Below are 24,782 nucleotides of genomic sequence, written 5' to 3'. Positions count from 1 at the left end.
TGTGGTAAAATAGTATTAATACGGTAATAGGTCTGGGGGAATTCAAATGAGTGATTTAATGATATCAATTGAAGAAAAAAACAAACAGAGAAAGACTAGGGTCAGTCGTTTAAAAAAAATCATTATCGGTAGTATTGTATTTTCGATATTATTTCCGACTATATTAAGTTTTTTCTTAATGGTTCGAATCATTTCCTTACAAGAACAAGTGGATGAATTGAGTAAAGTTCTATTGAAAAATGAGGAAATTGGTGAAATTAATAAGTCTGCAAATCTTGCTGACGGTGTATATGCAACTGAACTTCCAAAGGAAATGCAAATGGAGAATCAGTCGTATGACGCTATGCAGGTAAAGGTTGAGGAGGAAGAAAAAGCTACGATAGCGTATCTAACCTTTGATGATGGACCGAGTGAAAACACTTCTCAAATACTTGATATTTTAAAAAACTATGATGTGAAAGCTACCTTTTTTGTGGTTGGCAAAGAAACAGACGAAGCAAAGGCACTCTATAAACGAATTGTAGATGAAGGACATACACTTGGAATGCACTCATATTCCCATCAATACAGTGAGATATATAATTCTGTTGAATCATTTGCAAAGGATGAAAAAAAACTTAGAGATTTATTGTATGAATCTACTGGTGTAATCCCAACTTTATATAGATTTCCTGGTGGAAGCAATAATTTAGTAAGCAACATTGAAATGACGGAATTTATTAAATATTTAAACAATGAAAACATTACTTATTTTGATTGGAATGTTGCAAGTGGAGATGCAACAAGTCAAAATATTAGTGTCGAAACATTAGTAAATAACGTATTAAATAATGTGGAAGAAAATGAAACTTCTGTAATTTTAATGCATGATGCATTACAGAAGAACACATCAGTGGAGGCTTTAAGTATAATTATTGAAAGTCTTCAAAATTTAGGTATACAGATGAAAGCGCTGGATCAAAATGTTCCGCATGTCCAGCATATTGAGGCGGAAACAGTAAACAATTAGAATGGAGGATTATACAATGAGTTTTTTTAAAGAATTTAAAGAAGATTTATCAACAGCTGTAAATGAGTTATTACCAGAGGAAGAATTATTAAGTACAGATAATGAATTGGAAAATGACGAGGAAATATTGGAAGATTCCGAGGATAGTATAGATTTAGATGAATTTGATAATTTATTAAAGTCAGTTGAAAGTGCTACAGTAGATGAAACAATAGAAGAAGTACTTGAAGAAGAACTTGAAGACGAAGTACAAAAAGAAATTGTGGAAGAAATAGTAGAAGATGAAGTATCAGAAGTAAATATTCCTGTTGTAGAGGAGTTAGTTGTTGAAGAAGAAAAAACAGACAGTGTTACAAGTGATGATTCAGCAGTAATTACAAAAGGAACCACGATTAAAGGTGATATAGAATCAAATGGTTCTCTTGAAATTGTTGGTACAGTAACAGGTAATGTGACTTGTAGCGGTAAACTTACAATTACAGGTAAGGTAACAGGCAGTTCAAGTGCAAATGAGATTTTTGCTGATGCAGCAAGAATCGAAGGTGAAGTGGTAAGTGAAGGAACGGTTAAAATAGGAGTTGGTTCTATTGTTATTGGTAATGTAACAGCTACATCTGCTGTAATTGCAGGAGCAGTAAATGGAGATATTGATGTAAAAGGACCAGTTATCATTGATTCATCTGCAGTTGTTATGGGCGATATTAAATCCAAATCAGTTCAGATTAATAATGGTGCCGTTATCGAAGGTTTCTGTTCACAATGCTATTCCGATGTTAATGTTAAGGCATTTTTTGAAGATAATAAATAAGTAATAATAGAATAGATAATTTTTTAAGTCTTTGTGTGTGTAACAGCACATGTAATTGTGACAAAATAATACAGTTACATAAATAATAATAATTAGAGGTGCAATATGAAAAGAGTTTTATTAAAACTAAGTGGAGAAGCATTAGCAGGAGATAAAAAAACTGGTTTTGATGAAGCAACCGTTATAAAAGTTGCAAAGCAAGTAAAAAGTTTAATAGACGAAGGAATTCAGGTAGGTATTGTGATTGGTGGTGGCAATTTCTGGAGAGGAAGAACCAGCGAAAATATCGACCGTACAAAAGCAGACCAAATTGGCATGCTTGCCACTGTAATGAATTGCATCTATGTTTCTGAAATATTTAGAGCAACAGGTATGATGACTCAAATTTTAACACCTTTTGAATGTGGCGCGTTTAGCAAGCTATTTACAAAGGATAGAGCTATGAAATATTTTGAAAAAAATATGGTGGTTTTTTTTGCAGGAGGAATAGGTCATCCTTATTTTTCTACCGATACGGCTACAGTTTTAAGAGCTGTTGAAATTGAAGCAGATTACATTTTACTTGCCAAAGCAGTAGACGGAGTTTATGATAGTGACCCTAAGTCGAATCCGAATGCCGTTAAATACAATGAAATTTCCATTCAGGAAGTAATTGATAAAAAGTTAGCTGTAGTTGATATGACAGCTTCTATTATGTGCATGGAAAATAAAATTCCAATGCTAGTATTTGCATTGGGAGAAGAAAATAGTATAGTGAATACTGTAAAAGGTAATTTTAACGGAACGAAAGTAACTGTATAAGGAGGAATTAAAAATGGATGAAAGATTAAAACAATATAGTGATAAGATGGAAAAATCACTGGAGAACCTATTAGGTGAATATTCAGCGGTACGAGCAGGACGTGCAAATCCACATATTTTAGATAAATTAAGAGTAGATTATTATGGCTCACCTACACCAATTCAACAAGTTGCAAATGTTAATGTTCCTGAAGCTAGAATGATTCAGATTCAACCATGGGAAGCTAGCATGCTAAAGGAAATCGAAAAAGCAATTTTAGTATCTGATTTGGGGCTTAATCCAACAAATGATGGAAAAACAATTCGATTAGTATTTCCAGAACTTACAGAAGATAGAAGAAAAGAATTAGTAAAAGATGTAAAGAAGAAAGGTGAATCAGCAAAAGTAGCCATTCGAAATATTAGAAGAGATGCAAATGATGCATTTAAGAAAATGAGTAAATCAAACGATATATCAGAAGATGAAATCAAACAATTAGAGGATGAAACTCAAAAATTAACGGATAAGTATATTAATGAAATTGATAAAGCAATCGAAGCAAAATCAAAAGAAATACTTACGGTATAATCTAAGCTAAAAATTGAATGGAAGGTCTCTTGTCGGTTGCACTGACCAGATCAAGGACCTTCCTTTTTTAGCTTTGCTGCATAAGATAATGGAAAGGAGTTCTTTATGAATATTCCACAACATATTGCTATTATTTTAGATGGCAATGGCAGATGGGCAGCCAAAAAGGGCATGCCAAGAAATTATGGGCACACACAAGGTGCAAAAACGGTAGAAAGAATATGTGAGGACGCTTATAAGCTTGGAGTAAAATATCTAACCGTATATGCGTTTTCTACTGAAAATTGGAATCGGCCTCAAAATGAGGTAGATGCTCTTATGACTTTACTTAGAAATTATATGAAAACATGTACAAGAACAGCTACAAAGAACAATATGAAGGTAAAAGTAATTGGTGATAAATCAAAATTAGATGTAGACTTACAAAAAAGTATAGCTAATTTAGAAGAGTCATCTAAAAATAATACTGGTTTAAATTTTCAGGTTGCGATTAACTATGGTTCCCGTAATGAGATTGTTAGAGCAGTGAAAAAGATAATAATTGATAAAGATGAAAATAAACTTAACATAGATGATATAGATGAAAAGATATTGGATTCCTATTTGGATACAAAGGATATTCCAGATCCTGATTTGTTAATTCGTACAAGCGGAGAATTAAGGTTATCAAATTTTCTTTTATGGCAGCTTGCGTATGCAGAGTTTTATGTTACAGATGTATTATGGCCAGATTTTACAAAAGATGAATTAGTGAAAGCAATCGAGCAATATAATAATAGAGATAGGCGTTTTGGAGGCGTGAAGGGAGAATAACTTATGTTTAAGACTAGGTTACTAAGCGGCATAGTTTTAATAATAATTGCATTAGCTACAATTATAAGTGGGGGCGATATATTATTTGCAACAACATTATTGATATCTTTGATTGGGCTATCAGAATTGTATAAAATTGCGCATCTTGAGAGAAAATTATTAGGAATGACTGGTTATGTTTTTACTATAGTTTATTATTTTATGTTAAGATACCAATACAAACAGTATTTTATGTATTTTATTATGATATTTTTGGTTTTAGTTATGATAGAATATGTAATATTGTTTCCAAAATTCAAAGCAGATGAAATCATGATAATATTTTTTGGTTTATTCTATGTCTCAATTATGTTATCCTATATATATCAAACAAGATTATTAGAGGATGGCGCATATATTGTTTGGCTTATATTTATTTGCTCATGGGGATGTGATACTTGTGCTTACTGCGTTGGTATGTTGATAGGGAAACACAAAATGGCACCTAAATTAAGCCCTAAAAAGTCAATCGAAGGTGGAATAGGTGGAATCGTTGGTGCAGCTTTGATTGGCGCAATTTATGCAGGGGTTATCAGCCAGTATTTACAAAGCGGAGAAAACATCATCATTGTATGGTTTGCTCTTATTTGTGCATTAGGAGCTATTATTTCTCAGATAGGGGATTTAGCGGCATCTGCAATCAAGAGAAATCATGATATTAAAGACTATGGTACATTAATTCCCGGACACGGTGGTATACTAGATCGATTTGACAGTGTTATTTTCACAGCTCCTGTGATTTATCTATTGGCAACGGTTATCTTATAATAAGATGGAGGAAGACATGAAGAAATTGTCGATTTTAGGTTCGACTGGTTCAATTGGAACACAGACTTTAGATGTTGTAAGAGAAAATGCAGATTTACATATCACTGCACTTGCTGCTGGATCCAATATCGAATTATTAGAAAAGCAAATCAGAGAATTCAAACCACAATACGTTGCGGTTTGGGATGAAAAGAAGGCACTAGAACTAAAGGATTTCATAAAAGATACAAATACAAAAGTAGTAAGTGGGATGGATGGATTGATATTCATCTCTACATTAGAAGAAATAGATATTGTAGTTACGGCTGTTGTTGGAATGATAGGGATTCGTCCAACCGTTGCTGCAATAAAGGCAGGTAAGCACATCGCGTTGGCGAATAAAGAAACATTAGTGACAGCAGGTCATATCATTATGCCGTTATCCAAAGAAAATAAGGTAAATATATTGCCTGTAGATAGTGAACATAGTGCGATTTTTCAATCTTTAAATGGTGAAAATCCAAAAGAGATTCATAAAATATTATTGACGGCTTCAGGTGGTCCATTTAGAGGAAAGAAGATAAATGAGCTTGCAAAGGTTAAGTTACAAGATGCACTAAAGCATCCAAATTGGGCAATGGGAAGAAAAATTACAATCGATTCTTCGACACTTGTAAACAAAGGTTTGGAAGTAATAGAAGCCAAATGGCTTTTTGATACGACAATGGATCAAATACAGGTAGTTGTGCAGCCTCAAAGTATCATTCATTCTATGGTTGAGTTTATTGATGGAAGCATTATGGCACAATTAGGATTACCAGATATGAAGCTCCCAATTCAATATGCTCTATTTTATCCAGAAAGAAAGAGTATGCAAAATGAAAGATTAGATTTCGCAAAATTGGGTGGAATAACATTTGAAGACCCAGATATGGAAACATTTAAAGGGCTAAAGCTTGCTTACCAGGCAGGAAACATTGGTGATTCTATGCCTACCGTTTTTAATGCTGCTAATGAAATGGCAGTAAGTAAATTTTTACAAGAAAAAATGAGATATCTAGATATAGCAGACACTATTGAAATGTGTATGAGTGAACACAAAATTATAAAGAATCCAACAGTCGATCAAATAATTGAAATTGAACAGTCAGTATATGAATTAATTGAAAGCAGGTGTTAGTTTGAAAATAATCATAGCATTATTAATTTTTAGCTTAATTATTGTGATTCATGAGATGGGGCATTTTCTCCTGGCAAAGAAAAATGGAATTTATGTAACTGAATTTTCCGTTGGTATGGGGCCAAGAATAGTAAGCTTTGTAAAAGGTGAGACGAGATATTCATTAAAACTTTTACCTTTTGGTGGTTCTTGCATGATGCTTGGAGAGGATGAAGCAATCGATGATGAACGAGCATTTGGTAAGAAGCCTGTGTGGGCAAGAATATCTGTAATTGCAGCAGGTCCAATCTTTAACTTTATATTAGCCTTTATACTTGCTTTATTTATTGTGGGAAAGATTGGATATGATCTACCAATCGTAAGTGAAGTAATGGAGGGATATCCTGCACAAGAAGCAGGGATGCAAGCTGGTGATAAAATCATAAAAATTAATAATGAAAAAATAAATTTATATCGTGAAGTATCTATTTATGTTCAATTAAATCAAGGAAAGGCAGCAGATATCGTATTTGAACGTGAGGGCAAAGAATATAATGTTACTTTGGTACCTCAATTAGATGAAGAGACAGGTAATTACCTGTTTGGATTTAGGGGAGCTGGAAAGAAAGTAAAGGGAAATGCAATTACCACGATTCAATATAGTGCATATGAGGTGAAATACTGGATTAAGCTAACAATAAAAAGCATTGGTATGATTTTTGAAGGAAAAGTTACGAAGGATGACGTACAAGGTCCTGTAGGAATGGTTAATATGATAGGTGATACCTACGAAGAAAGCAAAAGAGAAGGAGCCTTTTATGTATGGCTTAGTATGCTAAACATATCCATAATATTAAGTGCAAATCTTGGAGTTATGAATCTTTTGCCACTTCCTGCTTTGGATGGTGGACGATTGGTATTTTTAATTATTGAAGCAATTAGAGGAAAGCCAATTAATCAAGAAAAAGAAGGAATGGTACATTTTGTTGGTTTAATGCTTCTTATGGCATTAATGATCCTTGTAATGTTTAATGATATAAGACGATTATTCTAAAGAAAAGTTCGCTATGCGAACTTTTTCTAGACTAGTCCGTTTCATACAAAGTAAGAAGCGACTGTATTGGAGGTAAAAAAATGTATAGAGAAAATACAAAAGTAATTCAAATAGGAAATAAAGTCATAGGAGGAGGAAATCCAATCTTAATTCAATCTATGACGAATACAAGAACAGATGACGTAGAGGCAACTGTTAATCAGATAAACGCTTTGACAAAGGCAGGATGTGATATTATACGTTGTGCTGTTCCAGATATGAAAGCTGCTTTGGCACTCAAAGAAATTAAAAAGAAAATCACAATTCCCCTAGTTGCCGATATTCATTTTGATTATCGTTTGGCAATTGCAGCAATTGAGAATGGTGCAGATAAAATACGTATTAATCCAGGAAATATTGGAAGCATAGATAGAGTAGAAGCGGTAGTTTTAAAGGCGAAGGAAAGAAATATACCGATTCGTGTAGGTGTAAATAGTGGTTCTTTAGAAAAGGAGCTGATTCAAAAATACAATGGTGTTACAGCAGAAGGAATTGTTGAAAGCGCCTTAAATAAAGTGAAAATAATTGAGGACCTTGGTTATGATAACCTTGTAATCAGCATTAAGTCTTCTGATGTCTTAATGTGTGTAAAGACGCATGAACTTATTGCAAAGAAAACGAACTACCCTCTTCATGTAGGAATAACAGAATCAGGAACAGTCTTATCAGGGAATATCAAATCCGCAGTTGGACTTGGCATTATTTTAAATCAAGGAATTGGTGACACCATTCGAGTATCCTTAACAGGAGACCCATTAGAAGAAATCAAGTCAGCAAAGTTAATATTAAAAACTTTGGGGCTTAGAAAAGGTGGAATCGAAGTAGTATCTTGCCCGACGTGTGGACGTACTAAAATTAATTTAATACAACTTGCAAATGAAGTAGAGAATATGGTTGCTGATATTCCACTTGATATTAAGGTTGCCGTAATGGGTTGCGTTGTAAACGGACCAGGAGAAGCACGAGAAGCAGATATTGGAATTGCTGGTGGTATGGGCGAAGGATTATTAATAAAGCATGGTGAAATTGTGAAAAAGGTACCAGAAGAAGAATTACTAAACACTTTAAGAAATGAATTACTTAATTGGAGTGAATAAGAATGGGCAAGCTATTTTTTGAAGCATTTTCTACCCTGAAATTAAACCATGATCTTCAAAGCCTTATGGAAGAGGTTGAAATTACTAAAATCAGTTCAAATACAAAAAGAGATTTTATTCGAGTGTATATAAAGAGTAGTCGTCTCATAGAAAAAAAGGATATATTTGGAATAGAGAGAGAAATTAGAAACCAGTTATTTCCAAAAAATGAAATCTCCATAAAAATATTAGAGTCTTTTCATTTATCCGAACAGTATACACCCTCTAAGCTTATGGTGGTATATCGTGACAGTATTTTGGATGAATTGAAAGAGTATAGTATGCTTGAATATAATTTATTTCATATGGCAAAGTACAAATTTGTAAATGAAGAAGTTCTAATTATTACGCTAGAGGATTCTGTTATAGCCAAAAGTAAAGCAGATGAATTGGTTCGAATTCTTGACAAAATCTTTAACGAACGTTGCGGATTTAAAATAAAAATAGACGTAGAGTATGAAGAGCCAAAGTCTAGTAAAGCAAGAGCTATGAGTGAAAAGAAAATAGAACAAGAAATTGCTTTTATTGTAAGTCAATGCTCCATAAAACGTGACGATGAAGAGTACAGCCAAAATATAGAAGAACAATCAACAAATGCTGATTCTGCAGTGGCTGAAAAAGAAACAAAAATAGAAAAACCAATACAAAAGCAAAAAGAAACAAAACCTTCATTTGAGAAGAAGTCTTATCAAAAAGGTGGCTACGGACAATTTAAGAAAAGTGATAACCCTGATGTTATTTATGGTAGAGATTTTGAAGAAGGTGAAATTACAATCGAAAGTATAGCCGGTGAAATGGGAGAAGTAGTCATTCGAGGTAAGGTTATATTTTTAGATACCAGAGAAATTCGTAATGAAAAAACAATTGTTATGTTTAACATTACAGATTTTACAGATACCATAACAGTAAAAATGTTTCTAAAAAATGAGCAAAGAGATGAATTACTCAAAGAATTAAAAACAGGTGTATTTATAAAGGTTAAGGGTATCACAACTGTGGACCGCTTTGATAGTGAATTAACAATTGCTTCTGTTGCAGGAATGAAAAAAATACCTGATTTTACAACTTCAAGAATGGATACAAACCCGGAAAAAAGAGTGGAGCTTCATTGTCATACTAAAATGAGTGATATGGATGGAGTTGCAGATGTAAAGGACATCATCAAACGAGCAAAAAAATGGGGACATAAAGCAATTGCCATAACAGACCATGGCGTTGTTCAGGCCTTTACAGATGCGAACCATGCAATTGATAAGAACGACGATTTTAAAGTGATATATGGAGTAGAGGCTTATTTAGTAGATGATTTAAAAGAAATCGTGCAAAATGTAAAGGGACAAACTTTAAATGATACCTTTGTTGTATTTGATATTGAGACAACTGGTTTTAGTCCAATTAAGAATCGTATTATAGAAATTGGAGCTGTCAAGGTAAAAAATGGTGAGATTATAGAACGTTTTAGTTCCTTTGTAAATCCACAAGTTCCGATTCCTTTTGAAATCGAGAAATTGACAGGAATTACAGATAACATGGTAATCAACGAGCCACTGATTGATGAAGTGTTACCAAAATTTATAGAATTTTGTAATGGGGCAGTTATGGTCGCTCATAATGCAGGGTTTGATATGAGTTTTATAAAGGCCAACTGTGACAGGCAAAAGCTCATATGCGATTACACTGTTATTGATACGGTTGCTATGGCTAGATTTTTATTACCTAGTCTAAGCAAATACAAGCTAGATGTTGTAGCCAAATCACTTGGCATATCGCTAGATAACCATCATAGAGCTGTGGATGATGCAGGTTGTACAGCAGAAATATTTGTTAAATTCATAGAGATGTTAAAAGAAAGAGAAATCTACGATTTACATAGCGTTAATCAAGCTGGTGGAATGTCTGTTCAGACAATTAAAAAGCTTCCTACACATCATGCAATTATTTTGGCTAAAAACGATGTAGGTAGAGTTAACTTATATAAATTAATATCGTATTCACATATCAATTATTATAGTAGAAGACCTCGAATTCCTAAGAGTGAGTTTATTAAGTATAGAGAAGGCCTTATCATAGGATCTGCGTGTGAAGCAGGAGAATTATACAAAGCAGTACTTCGAGGAGAATCAGAGGAAGAGATTGCAAGACTCGTAAATTTCTACGATTATTTGGAGATTCAGCCGATTGGCAATAATTCATTCATGTTAAAAGATGAAAAAAATTCCCAAGTAAATTCTGAAGATGATTTGAAAAATATCAATCGTAAGATTGTAGAATTAGGCGAACAGTTTAAAAAGCCAGTTGTAGCTACCTGTGACGTACATTTTTTGGATCCTGAGGATGAAGTGTATCGAAGAATTATAATGGCAGGGAAAGGCTTTAAGGATGCAGACGACCAGGCACCACTCTATCTAAGAACCACAGAGGAGATGCTTAAGGAATTCGAGTATTTGGGAAGTAAAAAAGCAGAAGAGGTTGTTATTACCAATACGAATAAAATCGCAGATATGATAGAGAGAATATCACCAGTAAGACCTGATAAATGCGCTCCCGTTATCGAAAATTCCGATCAGACCTTAAGAGATATTTGTTATGATAAGGCGCATGAAATATATGGAAAGGTTTTACCAGAAGTAGTAACAGAAAGGCTAGAGAGAGAACTAAACTCAATCATATCAAATGGGTTTGCGGTAATGTATATTATCGCACAAAAGCTAGTGTGGAAGTCAAATGATGATGGCTATTTAGTGGGGTCAAGAGGTTCTGTTGGTTCTTCTTTTGTTGCAACAATGTCTGGAATTACAGAAGTAAATCCATTAAGGCCACATTACTATTGTGCGAAATGTCATTACAGTGATTTTGATTCAGAGGAAGTTAAGAAGTACGTTGGTGGGGCAGGATGTGATATGCCAGATAAGCCTTGTCCTAAGTGTGGTGAGCTTCTAAAGAAGGAAGGATTTGATATTCCGTTTGAAACATTTTTGGGATTTAAAGGAAATAAGGAGCCAGATATCGATTTGAACTTTTCTGGTGATTATCAAAGTAATGCTCACCGCTATACAGAGGTTATATTTGGGAAAGGTCAAACATTTAGAGCTGGTACAATAGGTACGCTGGCGGATAAAACAGCGTTTGGATATGTAAAAAATTATTATGAAGAGCGCGGTGTAAGAAAGAGGAACTGTGAAATTAGTAGAATTGTTGGAGGCTGCGTAGGAGTAAGAAGAACAACTGGTCAACATCCAGGAGGTATTATCGTTTTACCCCATGGCGAAGAAATCTATTCCTTTACGCCAGTTCAAAGACCTGCAAATGATATGACAACAGATACCATTACAACACATTTTGATTACCATTCCATTGACCATAACTTGCTAAAGCTTGATATACTTGGACACGACGATCCTACGATGATTCGAATGTTAGAAGATATTACAGGAATTGATGCAAAAGAGATTCCTCTGGATAATAAAGAAGTTATGTCTTTGTTTAGTAGTACAAAGGCGTTGAATATTACGCCTGATGATATTGGTGGATGTCCACTTGGAGCCCTTGGAATTCCTGAATTTGGTACAGATTTCGTAATTCAAATGTTAATTGATACCAAACCAAAATCTTTTTCTGATTTAGTAAGAATTTCAGGATTGTCACATGGTACAGATGTGTGGCTTGGTAATGCCCAGACCCTTATTCAAGAAAAAAAGGCTACCATTTCAACAGCCATATGTACACGTGATGATATTATGACTTATTTGATTAATCAAGGAGTAGAAAGTGAACTTTCATTTACCATCATGGAAAGTGTACGTAAGGGAAAAGGCTTAAAGGATGAATGGGTCGATGCAATGCTTGAAAAGGGAGTTCCAGAATGGTATATATGGTCTTGTAGGAAGATAAAATACATGTTTCCAAAAGCACATGCGGCAGCTTACGTTATGATGGCTTGGAGGATTGCGTATTTTAAAGTGTTTTATCCTCTTGCCTATTATGCAGCTTATTTTAGTATTCGTGCATCTGGATTTACTTATGAACTTATGTGCCAAGGTAAGGACAAATTAGAGTATTATCTGAATGATTATAAAAAGAGAGCAGATACCCTTTCTAAGAAGGAACAAGATACGTTAAAAGATATGAGAATTGTACAAGAAATGTATGCGAGAGGATTTGAATTTGAGCCTATTAATATTTATAGTGCCAAAGCACATCGATTTGAAGTAGTGAATGGCAAATTGATGCCGTCACTAAGTACAATTGATGGATTGGGAGATAAGGCAGCCGATGCAGTGGTAGAAGCAGCAAAAGATGGTAAGTTTTTATCAAAGGATGATTTTCGTCAGAGAACCAAAGTAAGTAAAACAGTTATTGATTTAATGGATGATTTGGGACTTTTGGGAGATTTGCCTGAATCAAACCAATTATCGCTCTTTGACATGTAAAAGTAGGTGCAACGACGTTGCGTGGGAGCTTTTGGAGGGATGAGTATAATAGGGAAGTTCGAAGAACTTTCCTATTATATAAAAATAAAGCCGATTGCAACAATCAGGCTTTATCAGTGTTAAATATAAATGTTGTAATTAGTTTATTCAATGTTTCATTTAACTGATTAGAGGTTTTACGCCACATTTCACATTCATATTCAAGATCCCGTATTTCAGATTCTAATCTCTCAATTTGTTCGCTTTCATTCATATAATTCCCCTCCAGTATTATGCTGAATTATTTGAAACTTATTAAAATTATAAAATAAAATGAGGAAAAAGTAAATAAAAAATTAAAAATTATAGTAAAAAAATTAACAATATAGCAAATAAAAGTTGTTATATAGCAAAATGTTACATAAATATATGAATAAGAATATTTTTCAACATAATTAATAGGTTTCTAACTTGAATTAGTTAAGTTTTTAGAAAGATTAAAGATTTTACTAAAGTATTTTAAAGATTTAAAAAATGCAAAACAATAACCGCTGGTGGGTATCCAGCGGCTTGCTATTGTTTATTACTATAATAAAAGGGAGAATTTTGCCAACATAGTTGGCGGTTGAATATGAAAAAGTTTTATTACTATGATTAAAATTATATAGAACGAATATGGAGAAATTATGAACGAAGTATGAATGCACAGTAAAGGTTATGAAACGTTTTTGTTACCAAAACCCTTGTAAATAGTGAGGATTGAAGGTTTTTACAATATCAGATTACACAAACAAAACGTTAGTTTTTAGAAAAAGTAGCGTTGTTTTATGTATGATTTGCAAAAGAGAATGAACTATAATATTCATAATTGATAAAAAGTATCTGTATTATGATTGAATAGTCAAGCAATTTATACAACAAAGAATCTGGGTCAATAATAGAAAAAAGTTGGTAGATTTAAAATCAAGAATAAATTTTAATTTGGAAGTAATTTACTAGCGGTATAGTTGACAAAAAGTCAAAAACTGAATTAAAATGTAGAAGAGTAGGTTATTATATACATATATAATAAATACCAATGGAGGTATTCGATGAGAAATTTAAATGAAGATTTGAAAAATAATATTTTTAAGAATATGTATTTACTTTATGGTGAAGAATCATATTTAAAGAGATTATATAAAAATAAGCTAAAATCCTCATTGGTTTCTGTCGATGATACCATGAATCATAGCTATTATGAAGGCAAAGGTATTAATCCGAATGAAATAATAGATTTGGCAGAGACAATGCCCTTTTTTGCTGAACGAAGAGTCATTATTATTGAAAATAGCGGATTTTTTAAAGAAAAGTGTGATGAGCTGGCAGATTATTTGGATAGTTGCTCAGAAACTACATGCTTCATATTTGTTGAAAATGAGGTGGATAAGCGAGGAAGACTTTTTAAAAAGGTAAAAGACAAAGGAAGAACGGTGGAGTTAAATTATCAGGATGAAAATAGCCTGACAAAATGGATATTGGGGTTACTTAAGAAGGAAAACAAAAAGATTACACAGAATGCGATGCAGTTATTTTTAGCTAAAACAGGAACGGATATGGAAAATATCCATAAAGAGCTTGAAAAATTAATCTGCTATGTAGGGGAGAGAGAAAGCATTTCGGAAAGTGATATCAATACAATATGTACAACAAGAATATCAAATAACATATTTGATATGGTAAGTGCGGTTGCAGAGAAAAAGCAAAAACAGGCACTTGATTTATATTATGATTTATTAGCACTTAAGGAGCCACCAATGAGAATTCTTTTTCTGATAACAAGACAATTTAATTTATTGTTACAGATAAAGGATTTGAAACGTTTAGGTTTTAGTTCTAGCGATATAGCAAAAAAAATAGGTTTGCCCGGATTTGTAGTAAATAAATATGTATCACAGTCAACGAGTTTTTCTGTTGAATGGCTGAAATCAGCCCTAAATTCGTGTGCAGAAACAGAGGAGTCTGTCAAAACGGGTAGGATAAATGATGTCATGAGCTTAGAATTGTTAATTATAAATTTTAGCGGTTAGTTACAAGACGAAACATAGCATTTATCATTATTTTTGGTAAAAATAAAACAAAATAAAATATTTAAAATAATAAGTGTTCAACACTTTAAAAGTATGCTATAATGTTGTCGTTTGTCAAAAAGAGTCGAAATTATATGAAATAAAAGGGTGAAATAAATGGATGAAGCAGTAGTAAAGTTTACAAAAATTATGGAAAAGTTGTTAAAAACTGCAAAGGTAAATAACAATACATTAGGATTAGAAGAAATAAATGATGCGTTTGAGGGAATGGAATTAACTCCAGAGAAGCTTGACTGGGTACTCGAATACTTTGAAAGACAGAATGTAGATGTCATGACCACAAGAGTTACGGAAGAAGAGGAAGAAGATCCTTTTATTTTGTCGGACGAGGAAGAAGAAGTTGAAATAATAGATGAAGTAGATGTATTAGATGGAGTTAGTACAGAAGATCCAGTTCGAATGTATCTGAAAGAAATCGGAAATATATCGTTATTATCGGTAGAAGATGAAATTAGTCTTGCTAAAAAGATGAGTGAAGGTGATGAGGACGCTAAGAAAAAGCTGATTGAGTCCAACCTAAGATTAGTGGTAAGTATAGCTAAGAAATATGTAGGAAGAGGCCTGTCATTCCTTGATTTGATTCAAGAAGGTAATATTGGATTAATGAAAGCAGTTGATAAATTTGATTATCAAAAAGGATATAAGTTTAGTACTTATGCGACTTGGTGGATTCGTCAGGCAATCACTAGAGGAATTGCAGATTTTGCTAAGACGATTCGTGTTCCTGTTCATATGGTTGAGACAATCAATAAGACCTTAAGAACATCACGTGTGTTAATGCAAGAGTTGGGAAGAGAACCGACCAGTGAAGAAATCGCAGCTAGAATGGATATCCCCGTTGCAAAGGTGGAAGAGGTACTTAAGATATCAAGAGATCCTGTATCCCTAGAAACACCAATTGGTGAAGAAGAAGACAGCCACTTGGGTGACTTTATTGAAGATGATAATGCGCTATCCCCATCTGATTCCGCTGCATTTACCATGTTAAAGCAAGAACTTTCAGAAGCCTTATCTACTTTAAATGATAGAGAAAGAGAAGTAATTAAACTTCGATTTGGTTTAGAGGACGGTACTCCAAGAACATTAGAAGAGGTTGGAAAAGAATTCAATGTTACAAGAGAAAGAATCAGACAGATTGAAGCAAAAGCACTTCGCAAGCTAAGACATCCAAACAGAAGTCGTAAATTAAAGGAATTTTTAGAATAAAGTTTGTGAGTTAACTTTATTTACAGTTCATAAAAAATTAACACAAATGTTCTTGCTATTTAATATTGAAAAGAATAAAATGGGATTGTTATGAAATACTATAATTTATCGTAAATCATTCAATTGCTTGATAGAAATGATAGTAAAACATCTGTTTTTCTAAAGAAAAAGGAGAATATAGTGAGAAAAAAATCCCATATATCATTAGCAGGTTATATTGTAGATAATCTTCATCAACAAGATTTGGTGAAGCATAAAAAAGCATTTTATTTAGGAAGTATTCTTCCGGATTGTAAGCCAACCTTTCTGACTACGAAACATGAATTTGGCACTACATTTCAAAAGCTTAAGGACGATATGACAAAATTAACAATCGCAAATGACAGTAATATGAATAACAAAAGGGCTTATTGGAGAAATCTGGGCCAGGTAATTCATTATATTGCCGATTACTTTACCTTCCCACACAATATTACTTATGTTGGCACATTAAAAGATCATTGTGTTTATGAAAAGCATTTAAAGTTTCAATTAAAAGAATATATCAAAAGCGGGGAAGCAACGAAAAAGATTTCTAAATTTATTCGTCTGGAATCTTTAGAGGCATTGTTTCAATTTATTGAAAAGACTCACAAAGAATACATTAAGTGTAAAAGATGTGTACTAGAAGACTGTGAGTTTATAGTGAATATAACTCTTCAAGTAGTAAATACATTGGTTTACTTGTTTGAGAAAGCAATAAATATGAAACGCTTTTCATTTGCAGCTTAGAAAAAATATAAAAATAAAACATTCAAAGTATATACGCTGTCCAAGGAATATTAATCTAAGGGCAGCGTATATTTATGTAATGACGTATGTACATAGGAAGTTGGATGTATTTACATAACGCAGATATCAAAGTATAATAGAGAGAGGAATAGTCGAAATAGGTCAGAAAGGAACTTACTTCAATGAAAAAGATACTGATACATATATTAGAATTTAGTATAGGGCTATTATTTATTGTACTTATCATTGGTTGTATCAAATATAGAAATAACATTTGGGAGTTGATAAAGCAAGAGCGTGAAAAACCAGCTACCAATCAAATAACCGAGGAAGCGGTATCAATAGATACGGACACTCCCATAGTAGATGAGACAGCTAATGAAGTGAAGGATACACAAGAAGAGGATTTAAAGGCTGAAGAAGAGGTAGAAACACCTATTGAGGAAGAACCTGAGGTAAAAACAAAATTAGTTTTTACAGGTGATGTTTTGCTAACAGGTTATTTATTGACTCAATATGATACCAAAGGAATTCAAGGGATTCTTGCTCCTGATATTGTTGAAGAAATGAATCAGGCAGACTTAACTATGGTAAATGAAGAATTTCCATTTAGTAACAGAGGAACAGCAGCTGAAGATAAACAGTTTACATTTCGCATTGACCCCAAAAGGGTAAATGTATTGAAAGATTTGGGAATTGATATTGTAGCATTAGCAAATAATCATGTGTTAGATTATGGACAGGACGCATTAGTTGATACGTTTGAGACACTTGAGAATGCGCAAATTCAATACGTTGGAGCAGGTAATAATCATGAGGAAGCAAAACAACGAAGAGAGTTTGAATTAAATGGAATGAATATTGGAATCCTGGCAGCCTCAAGAGTTATTCCAGTACCAAATTGGGCAGCAGGATCTTCACCAGGAGTCTTTACAACTTATGATCCTACAAATTTAATAGCAGAGATTAAAAGTGCAAAAGAAACTTGTGATGTTGTAATTATCTATGTACATTGGGGAATAGAAAGAGATGAATACCCACAAGATTATCAAAGGGAGCTTGCTAAAAAATATATCGATGCAGGAGCAGATATCGTAATAGGTGCTCACCCACATGTACTCCAAGGAATTGAATACTACAATGAAAAACCAATCTTTTATAGTTTAGGTAATTTTATATTTGGTAGTCAGATTCCCAAAACTGCTTATTTAAAAATGGAGATAGACAGTGAAAAAAATATAGCGCTTAGCCTAGAAGCATGTGCAACCGATTCTTCCTATGTATTGAATAAGGCATCTAATCAAGAGGAAATATATCAATATCTGACAGAGATATCAACAAATGCAGTGGTGGATCAAGAAGGAAATGTAAAGCCAAAGGAATAATTCTCAATAAAATGAGCAAACATATGATATAACTATGTTTGCTCATTCTATCGTAAGGAAAGAAATGACCTACCAAAAAAGATTATCGAGGTTTAAAGGTTGCACATTCAGTCTGTTCTGCTTGATGAGCATTATGTCCACTAATGCCGATTTGATTAGCCATACATAAATTTTCTTCATTATAAACACATTTTACTGCCTCACAAGTAACGCTTGTAGGTCTAGTTGCTTCTCCAGCATTACTTGTATACGAATCCATACTTTTTTGCTGGAAACTGTCACAACAAGTACTGTCAGATGAACAGGCTTCTTCACCACCAACTACAATGTTATGTCTGCTGCATAGTTTACTATCGTTATAATAGCAATCAACAACATTACAATCCAATAATGGCATAATAATACCTCCTTAATATTAAAATAATATATACGGAGGTATTATGTGTAGATTATTTATTTTCTATTCATGTCGATGTAGTCACACTGACTGAGATTAACATTTATTTACTTTCTTCGGTTACTGTTATTTCTCTGATTTCCTTTGTACGTATTTCTTTACAAATAGCACTGATAAATTCATCAATTGACTTTTGACCTTCATCACCTGCAAAACGGCTACGAACAGATACTTTTTGTTCTTCTTCTTCTTTTTGTCCTACAACAAGCATATAAGGAACACGGTTGAGTCTTGTTTCTCTTATTTTATAACCAATTTTTTCAGCACGTTCGTCTACGGTACAAAGTATTCCATTTTCTTTTAATTCTTTTTCTACTTTATGCGCATAGTCATGATATTTCTCAGATATTGGTAAAATTCTAACTTGCTCTGGACATAGCCAAGTTGGGAACAAACCAGCGTATTTTTCAATTAGCCAAGCAAGCGTTCTTTCATAACAACCAAGAGAAGTTCTATGGATGATATAAGGACGAACTTTTTCACCATTTTGATCAATGTAATACATGTCAAATTGTTCTGCGATGAGGGCATCCCATTGAATCGTAATCATAGTATCTTCTTTGCCATATACGTTCTTAGCCTGAATATCAACCTTTGGTCCATAGAAAGCAGCTTCTCCTTCCGCTTCAATGAAGTCAATTCCTAATTCTGTTAATATCGTTCTAATTCTTTGTTGTGTTTCTTCCCAAACGGAAGCATCTCCAATATACTTGTCACGATTATTTGGGTCCCATTTGGATAAACGATAGGTCACATCATTTTCTAAACCAAGAGTTTGGAAGCAATATCGAGCCAAATCCAGACAGCCTTTAAATTCTTCATCCATTTGATCAGGTCTTACAATTAAATGGCCCTCTGAAATCGTAAATTGTCGAACACGAGTCAATCCATGCATTTCTCCCGAATCTTCATTACGAAACAAAGTAGAAGTTTCACCATAACGAAGTGGAAGGTCACGATACGATTTTTGACTATTCTTATACACGTAGTATTGGAATGGACATGTCATTGGTCGAAGAGCAAATACTTCTTTGTCCTTTTCCTCATCACCAAGAACAAACATACCTTCTTTATAATGATCCCAATGTCCTGAAATTTTATACAAATCACTTTTAGCCATAAGTGGCGTTTTCGTTCTTAAGTAGCCACGCTTTTCTTCCTCATCTTCAATCCATCTTTGAAGTGTTTGCACCATTTTTGTACCTTTTGGTAGTAAAAGCGGAAGTCCTTGTCCAATGACATCAACCGTAGTAAAGATTTCCATTTCTCTTCCAAGTTTGTTGTGGTCACGTTTTTTGATATCTTCTAAGTGAACTAAATATTCATCCAAATCAGCTTTCTTGGCGAAGGAAGTTCCATAGATTCTTGTTAACATTTTATTCTTTTCATTTCCTCTCCAGTAGGCACCAGAAGCAGAAATAAGTTTAAAGGCCTTAATTGCTTTTGTGCTAATTAAATGTGGTCCAGCGCAAAGGTCAACAAAATCTCCTTGCTTATAAAAAGATATTGTTTCACCAGCAGGTAAATCTTCAATCAACTCCACCTTGTATGGTTCATTTCTTTCCTTCATAAGTGCAATTGCTTCCTCACGTGGTAGAGTGAACTTCTCTAACGTTGCACCTTTTTTTATAATTGCTTTCATTTCTTTTTCAATGGCATCCAAATCCTCTCTGGAAAAAGGTTGGCATTCAAAATCATAATAAAATCCACTTTCGATAGAAGGTCCAATTGCAAGTTTTGCATCTGGATAAAGGTTTTTAACTGCTTCTGCTAACACATGAGAAGTGGTGTGACGATATGCAGCTTTACCAGCTTCGTCATTGAAAGTAAGGATACTTAGTTCACAATCAGATTCAACAATTGTTCTTAAGTCCACTACTTTACCATCAATCTCACCAGCACAAGCCATTCTTGCAAGTCCTTCGCTTATATCAGCAGCAATGTCAATTACGGATATTGGGTTTGGATATTCTTTAAACGATCCGTCTTTCAATGTTATTTTCATAATAAAACTCCTTTCATAATAGAACAAATATAATAAGATACCTCTAGTATAAATAAAGTGTGAAAAAAAACTCGTCTCTTCTGTATTATATAACAGAAGGGACGAGTTATACTCGCGGTTCCACCCTAATTGTATTGAACAATTCATTCAATACCACTTTAATGATGATAACGGAATCACCGGACTGTATTAGAGCCATTCAGAGGTAGTCTTCAAATGTTTTGTCATAAGATGCTTCCAGCAAATTGCATCTCTCTCTGTAATCCTAGACATTTTACTCGTCTCATCAACATGTTTAAATATTTTATTGAATTAATTATAGCATTCTTAATTTGTTTGTCAATTACATTTTTTGTAAAATGTGATAACCTAATCGCTGATTTGTTCAATACCAGTTATATTTGAATCAATCAACAATGAATAGTTAGTATAGTATACGACAAAACCAGGCTTTGCGCCACTAGGTTTTTTTATATGTTTTTTTTCTACATAATCAATTTCGATTTTATCAGTGCCTCTACCCTTAGAATAATATGCAGCAAGTCGTCCAGCTTCTTCAAATGTTTTATCTGGAATTTCCTCACCATTTGCCTTTAGGATTACATGAGAACCAGGAATACCCTTTGCATGGAACCACCAATCATTTCCTGTAGCAAATTTAAAAGTAAGTTCTTCGTTTTGGAAGTTATTTTTGCCAACATAAATATGGTAACCATCACTTGAAAGATAATGAAAAGGTTTGCTTTTTATTTTCTGCTGTTTTTTATTAGAACCTTTTCTTTTCATATAACCGTAATCCATAAGCTCTTCTTTTAATTGGACTAAATCATCTTCGGTAAGGGCTATATCAAGGGCAGTACTAATGGATTCTAGATGGTTAATCTCGTCTTTGGTTTCTTGCGTTAAAGAGCTTAACGCTTCAAATGTACGCTTTAATTTATTATATTTATCAAAATACTTTTTGGCATTCTCCTTCGCACTTAGTGTTTCATCAAGAGGAATTTTAATCATTTCATTTGTATAATAATTAAGAGCCTCTAATTCTTTTGCCCCTTCTTCTAGGTTGTAGCCATAAGTATTAAGTAACTCACCATATACTTTATATTTATCTCGTTTTTGAGTATCTTTTAATTGTTTTAATTGTAAATCATATTTTTTGATGCTTCGCTCTAATGCCAGTTGTACCACATGACGAAGATCATATGATTTTTGACGTATTCTTGTTAACGTATTCTTAGTTGCATAAAAAGTTTCTAATACCTGACTGATACTACTATAAGAACGTAATTGCATTCCTTCAAAGTGAGTTAATTCGATACTTGAAAACTCAATTGGTTCCTCATCTTTATAGACAATAGTAGGCTGAAAACGGTTGTTTTTAATATCTTCAATTAGATTTGAAAAGATATGATACAGATGTAGCAACTCATTTTCCCCTAATACATTGGCAGGAGTGGAAGAATCAAGAGAAGCTCGATAGCAAATCTCCTCAGCGGCAGCAGGACTAATTCCTGTATAAGAAGTATAGAGTGCCTTTGCCAAGGATACAGGTTTACTGCCTATTGCTGGCTTGAAACTTTCCCAAGATGTTTCGAGCGGATTAAACTTATCCTGCGTTTGAGGGATAAAGTAATCTCTTCCAGGCAATACTTCTCGTACAGAACTCATATGCGCTGAAACATGTTTGATACTATCAATAATGTTGTTGTTATCGTCACAAAAAATTATATTACTGTGTTTTCCCATGATTTCAACGATAAGATACTTTTTGCATAAATCGCCCAATTCATTGAGATGCTCAATCTCAAAATTAATAATACGTTCGAGTCCTGGTTGTGTAATAGATGTAATTCTTCCATTACTTAAATGCTTTCGAAGCAACATGCAAAAATTTGGTGCTGTCATAGGACTTGGCTTATTATTCTCTGTCAAATAAATAAGCGGTAAGCTGGCACTGGCTGAAATCAGTAATCTATGCTGACCTAAACTGCTTTTAAGTGTTAAAATTAGTTCGTCTGACTCAGGCTGGGCTATTTTATATATTCTAGCGTTTGGTAGTTTTTCTTTTAATTCATAAACAAGATTAGCGATTGCTATTCCATCAAATGCCATATTTCGATCTCCTCTATTGTAAACTTTTAAAGCTATTGATGCTTTATTTATGTTGTTGCAGTAAAGCAAAAAGCCATACTGCAACGTATTTAGTATAATATGATTATTACAAGTTGACAATAACTTCGACTAAATAATATAAAGTCACTTCATTTCATGTAATTTCTTTTTGTTTTTCTTTCCTTTTTCCTCTTTTCCATTATCGCAATTATAAAATTGTTCGTCAACGGCCCATTTAGGCAAATGTGATAATTCATCATGGAAATTTTTAGATTGCATTGTGTCAATACTGTTTTGGTATAAATTCATAATTACCTCCCTTAAGAGATAAGCTTGCGATAAATTTAGCTATTCTCCTAAAATACAGCAAAAGGATTTCGTTAAATTGTTCGATAATAAATTACTTCGCCAATACATGTATGATTTGTATGCTGATTGAGGCAAAGAATGATTTCGAGGATATAAGCCACGTGCTTAAGATATCATATCTTTATCATAATACAAAGACGCGATTCCTATGGGGGATAGTAGGGAAGTTTGAAGAACGTTCTTATCATATGAAAAAGCCGTGGCAAACACCACGGCATAATAGACGTTAATTAAAATAGATTATTAACTATATATGCATTATCGAGGTAATTTTGCACTTCATGCTCACGCTGTTTTGTTTTAAAGTTACATTGTTTCTAGTTACATTCATCATAATTATTACCTCTCTTTCTTAAAATATTAATATAATTTATATATATCACAATTTGTATTATATTACCAAATAATTACTATTTCAAGAAAAATATAGAATTTTTAGAAAAATTTTTTAATTAACAAATAATTATAAGTCAAACTTATTGACATTGATTAATAAAATTTAAAAAAACAAAATTGAAATTAGTTTTAGTTTGCAAAACCATACAAAATTGTTTATAATGTAACTTATCAGAAGGAAAACAAGCGACTGCGAAGCAGGCATTTGTTTTACCTGATAAGTTAACGAAAAAGCGAAGCTTTAGAGTAGTTACACGTAAAGAACGAAGTTCTTATAGTGTAACTTATCAGAAGGAAAACAAGCGACTGCGAAGCAGGCATTTGTTAAAGAAGTGAATGGTTATATTTTTGAGAACTTAAGTGGTTTGCATTTAAGAGTGTAAAAACATTTTTAGATTGCTCACATTATAAATATTTAGGAGGCTGTAAAATGGAATATAATAGTAGAAATACTCATACAATACAAGCAGATAATAATATTGGTGAAGTACAAATTGCAGATGAGGTAGTAGCAATTATTGCTGGATTAGCGGCAACGGAAGTAGAAGGTGTGGCTTCAATGGCAGGAAATATTACCAATGAGTTAATTAGTAAATTAGGTATGAGGAATTTATCAAAGGGCGTTAGAGTTGAAGTTTTAGATAATAATGTAAGTGTAGAATTAGCTCTTAATCTTGATTATGGATATAGTATTCCAAAGACATCTGAAACAGTACAAGAAAGAGTTAAGACAGCTATTGAGAATATGACCGGACTAAATGTAATGGAGGTTAACATTAGAATAGCTGGAGTTAATATGGAAAAAACAAGATAAATCTTTTTATTCATGTAAAATGAAATGGATTATGTTTCATTTACAGATTATAATGATAGAGGATGTCTTAGGCAGACATCCTCTTTTAGAGTTTTATTTGTGACAAGTATTGTAAAGACAATATCTTGTTCAAACAGAAAGGCACGGTGTAAAGGTGAAAAGAAGAGAATTAAGAGAACACATATTTGAGCTTTTATTTAGAATAGAATTTCATGATGGAGATGAAATGCAAGAACAAATGAAAATGTTCTTTGATGATATTGAAATGACTATCATAGATGTAAAGGACAAGATCTACATTGAGAATAAATACATGGAAATAGTTTCAAAGTTAGAAGAAATCGATGCTTCCATTAATAATATTGCAGAAGGCTGGAAGACAAACAGAATGGGAAAAGTAGACTTAACGATTATCCGACTTGCACAATACGAAATGAAATATGATGAAGATGTTCCAGTTAATGTGGCAATAAATGAAGCAGTGGAATTGGCAAAGAAATTTGGACAAGATGAATCACCAGCTTTTGTAAATGGTATTTTAGCAAAGCTTGCTTAG

21 protein-coding genes and 1 other annotated feature are annotated in these 24,782 nt (G+C 33.2%); of the genes, 16 read left to right on the top strand and 5 right to left on the bottom strand.

Features of this window, described 5'->3' with window-relative positions; genetic code table 11:
- Positions 1-46 precede the first annotated feature (46 nt).
- The 10 genes from F7O84_RS08725 (at position 47) to F7O84_RS08680 (ending at position 12,603) form a co-directional block, all read left to right on the top strand.
- On the top strand, positions 47-1,009 hold the full coding sequence (locus tag F7O84_RS08725; RefSeq protein WP_151144211.1) for a polysaccharide deacetylase family protein: 963 nt from the start codon (positions 47-49) through the stop codon (positions 1,007-1,009).
- A 16-nt stretch (positions 1,010-1,025) separates the two neighbouring features.
- Positions 1,026-1,817 carry a polymer-forming cytoskeletal protein gene (locus F7O84_RS08720; protein ID WP_151144210.1) on the top strand — a complete coding sequence of 264 codons (792 nt, stop codon included), beginning with the start codon at positions 1,026-1,028 and terminating at the stop codon, positions 1,815-1,817.
- 105 nt (positions 1,818-1,922) lie between these two features.
- On the top strand, positions 1,923-2,618 hold the full coding sequence (gene pyrH / locus F7O84_RS08715) for a UMP kinase (RefSeq protein WP_151144209.1): 696 nt from the start codon (positions 1,923-1,925) through the stop codon (positions 2,616-2,618).
- 13 nt (positions 2,619-2,631) lie between these two features.
- Complete coding sequence (gene frr, locus F7O84_RS08710) at positions 2,632-3,186, top strand: ribosome recycling factor (RefSeq protein ID WP_151144208.1); 555 nt, start codon at positions 2,632-2,634, stop codon at positions 3,184-3,186.
- 105 nt (positions 3,187-3,291) lie between these two features.
- On the top strand, positions 3,292-3,999 hold the full coding sequence (locus F7O84_RS08705) for an isoprenyl transferase (protein ID WP_151144207.1): 708 nt from the start codon (positions 3,292-3,294) through the stop codon (positions 3,997-3,999).
- A gap of 3 nt (positions 4,000-4,002) precedes the next feature.
- The gene (locus tag F7O84_RS08700; RefSeq protein WP_151144206.1) at positions 4,003-4,806 is read left to right on the top strand and encodes a phosphatidate cytidylyltransferase; all 804 of its coding nucleotides are present in this window, start codon (positions 4,003-4,005) and stop codon (positions 4,804-4,806) included.
- 16 nt (positions 4,807-4,822) lie between these two features.
- A complete protein-coding gene (locus F7O84_RS08695; protein WP_151144205.1) occupies positions 4,823-5,965 on the top strand; it encodes a 1-deoxy-D-xylulose-5-phosphate reductoisomerase in 1,143 nt (380 codons plus the stop codon).
- A gap of 1 nt (position 5,966) precedes the next feature.
- A complete protein-coding gene (rseP, locus tag F7O84_RS08690) occupies positions 5,967-6,998 on the top strand; it encodes an RIP metalloprotease RseP (RefSeq protein ID WP_151144204.1) in 1,032 nt (343 codons plus the stop codon).
- Between the two features lie 80 nt (positions 6,999-7,078).
- Positions 7,079-8,134: a flavodoxin-dependent (E)-4-hydroxy-3-methylbut-2-enyl-diphosphate synthase gene (gene ispG, locus F7O84_RS08685; RefSeq protein ID WP_151144203.1), complete on the top strand. Its 1,056-nt coding sequence runs from the start codon at positions 7,079-7,081 to the stop codon at positions 8,132-8,134.
- 2 nt (positions 8,135-8,136) lie between these two features.
- The gene (locus F7O84_RS08680) at positions 8,137-12,603 is read left to right on the top strand and encodes a PolC-type DNA polymerase III (protein WP_151144202.1); all 4,467 of its coding nucleotides are present in this window, start codon (positions 8,137-8,139) and stop codon (positions 12,601-12,603) included.
- 103 nt (positions 12,604-12,706) lie between these two features.
- Here the strand turns inward: F7O84_RS08680 and F7O84_RS18985 are convergent, their stop codons facing one another.
- Complete coding sequence (locus F7O84_RS18985) at positions 12,707-12,856, bottom strand: hypothetical protein (RefSeq protein ID WP_192451702.1); 150 nt, start codon at positions 12,854-12,856, stop codon at positions 12,707-12,709.
- An 817-nt stretch (positions 12,857-13,673) separates the two neighbouring features.
- On the opposite strand from F7O84_RS18985, the gene holA reads away from it, so the two are divergent.
- From holA to F7O84_RS08660, 4 genes are all read left to right on the top strand, one after another.
- A complete protein-coding gene (gene holA / locus F7O84_RS08675; protein WP_151144201.1) occupies positions 13,674-14,651 on the top strand; it encodes a DNA polymerase III subunit delta in 978 nt (325 codons plus the stop codon).
- Positions 14,652-14,807: 156 nt separating this feature from the next.
- Positions 14,808-15,917, top strand: coding sequence for an RNA polymerase sigma factor RpoD (gene rpoD, locus F7O84_RS08670; RefSeq protein WP_151144200.1), 1,110 nt, complete (start codon positions 14,808-14,810; stop codon positions 15,915-15,917).
- A 180-nt stretch (positions 15,918-16,097) separates the two neighbouring features.
- Complete coding sequence (locus F7O84_RS08665; RefSeq protein WP_151144199.1) at positions 16,098-16,688, top strand: zinc dependent phospholipase C family protein; 591 nt, start codon at positions 16,098-16,100, stop codon at positions 16,686-16,688.
- A 182-nt stretch (positions 16,689-16,870) separates the two neighbouring features.
- Positions 16,871-18,073: a CapA family protein gene (locus F7O84_RS08660; RefSeq protein ID WP_151144198.1), complete on the top strand. Its 1,203-nt coding sequence runs from the start codon at positions 16,871-16,873 to the stop codon at positions 18,071-18,073.
- 82 nt (positions 18,074-18,155) lie between these two features.
- On the opposite strand, the gene F7O84_RS08655 is transcribed toward F7O84_RS08660, so the two are convergent.
- The 4 genes from F7O84_RS08655 to F7O84_RS18980 all read right to left on the bottom strand — a co-directional run bounded on the left by F7O84_RS08655 (position 18,156) and on the right by F7O84_RS18980 (position 22,956).
- Entirely contained in the window at positions 18,156-18,470 is a 315-nt protein-coding gene (locus F7O84_RS08655; RefSeq protein ID WP_151144197.1) for a DUF1540 domain-containing protein, read from the bottom strand.
- Between the two features lie 103 nt (positions 18,471-18,573).
- Positions 18,574-20,535, bottom strand: coding sequence for a threonine--tRNA ligase (thrS, locus tag F7O84_RS08650; RefSeq protein WP_151144196.1), 1,962 nt, complete (start codon positions 20,533-20,535; stop codon positions 18,574-18,576).
- A 94-nt stretch (positions 20,536-20,629) separates the two neighbouring features.
- Positions 20,630-20,834 (bottom strand) — a binding site (T-box leader).
- A gap of 70 nt (positions 20,835-20,904) precedes the next feature.
- The gene (locus F7O84_RS08645) at positions 20,905-22,647 is read right to left on the bottom strand and encodes an Rqc2 family fibronectin-binding protein (RefSeq protein WP_151144195.1); all 1,743 of its coding nucleotides are present in this window, start codon (positions 22,645-22,647) and stop codon (positions 20,905-20,907) included.
- Positions 22,648-22,791: 144 nt separating this feature from the next.
- Positions 22,792-22,956 carry a hypothetical protein gene (locus F7O84_RS18980; RefSeq protein WP_192451701.1) on the bottom strand — a complete coding sequence of 55 codons (165 nt, stop codon included), beginning with the start codon at positions 22,954-22,956 and terminating at the stop codon, positions 22,792-22,794.
- An 886-nt stretch (positions 22,957-23,842) separates the two neighbouring features.
- On the opposite strand from F7O84_RS18980, the gene F7O84_RS08640 reads away from it, so the two are divergent.
- Both F7O84_RS08640 and nusB read left to right on the top strand, forming a co-directional pair.
- The gene (locus tag F7O84_RS08640) at positions 23,843-24,226 is read left to right on the top strand and encodes an Asp23/Gls24 family envelope stress response protein (RefSeq protein WP_151144194.1); all 384 of its coding nucleotides are present in this window, start codon (positions 23,843-23,845) and stop codon (positions 24,224-24,226) included.
- 154 nt (positions 24,227-24,380) lie between these two features.
- Positions 24,381-24,782, top strand: coding sequence for a transcription antitermination factor NusB (nusB, locus tag F7O84_RS08635; RefSeq protein WP_151144193.1), 402 nt, complete (start codon positions 24,381-24,383; stop codon positions 24,780-24,782).

The organism is Candidatus Galacturonatibacter soehngenii (genome assembly GCF_008830185.1).
GTDB lineage: Bacteria > Bacillota > Clostridia > Lachnospirales > Lachnospiraceae > Lachnotalea > Lachnotalea soehngenii.
The sequence above is the reverse complement of the archived record's forward strand: the minus strand, read 5'-3'. Positions and strand labels throughout refer to the sequence as shown.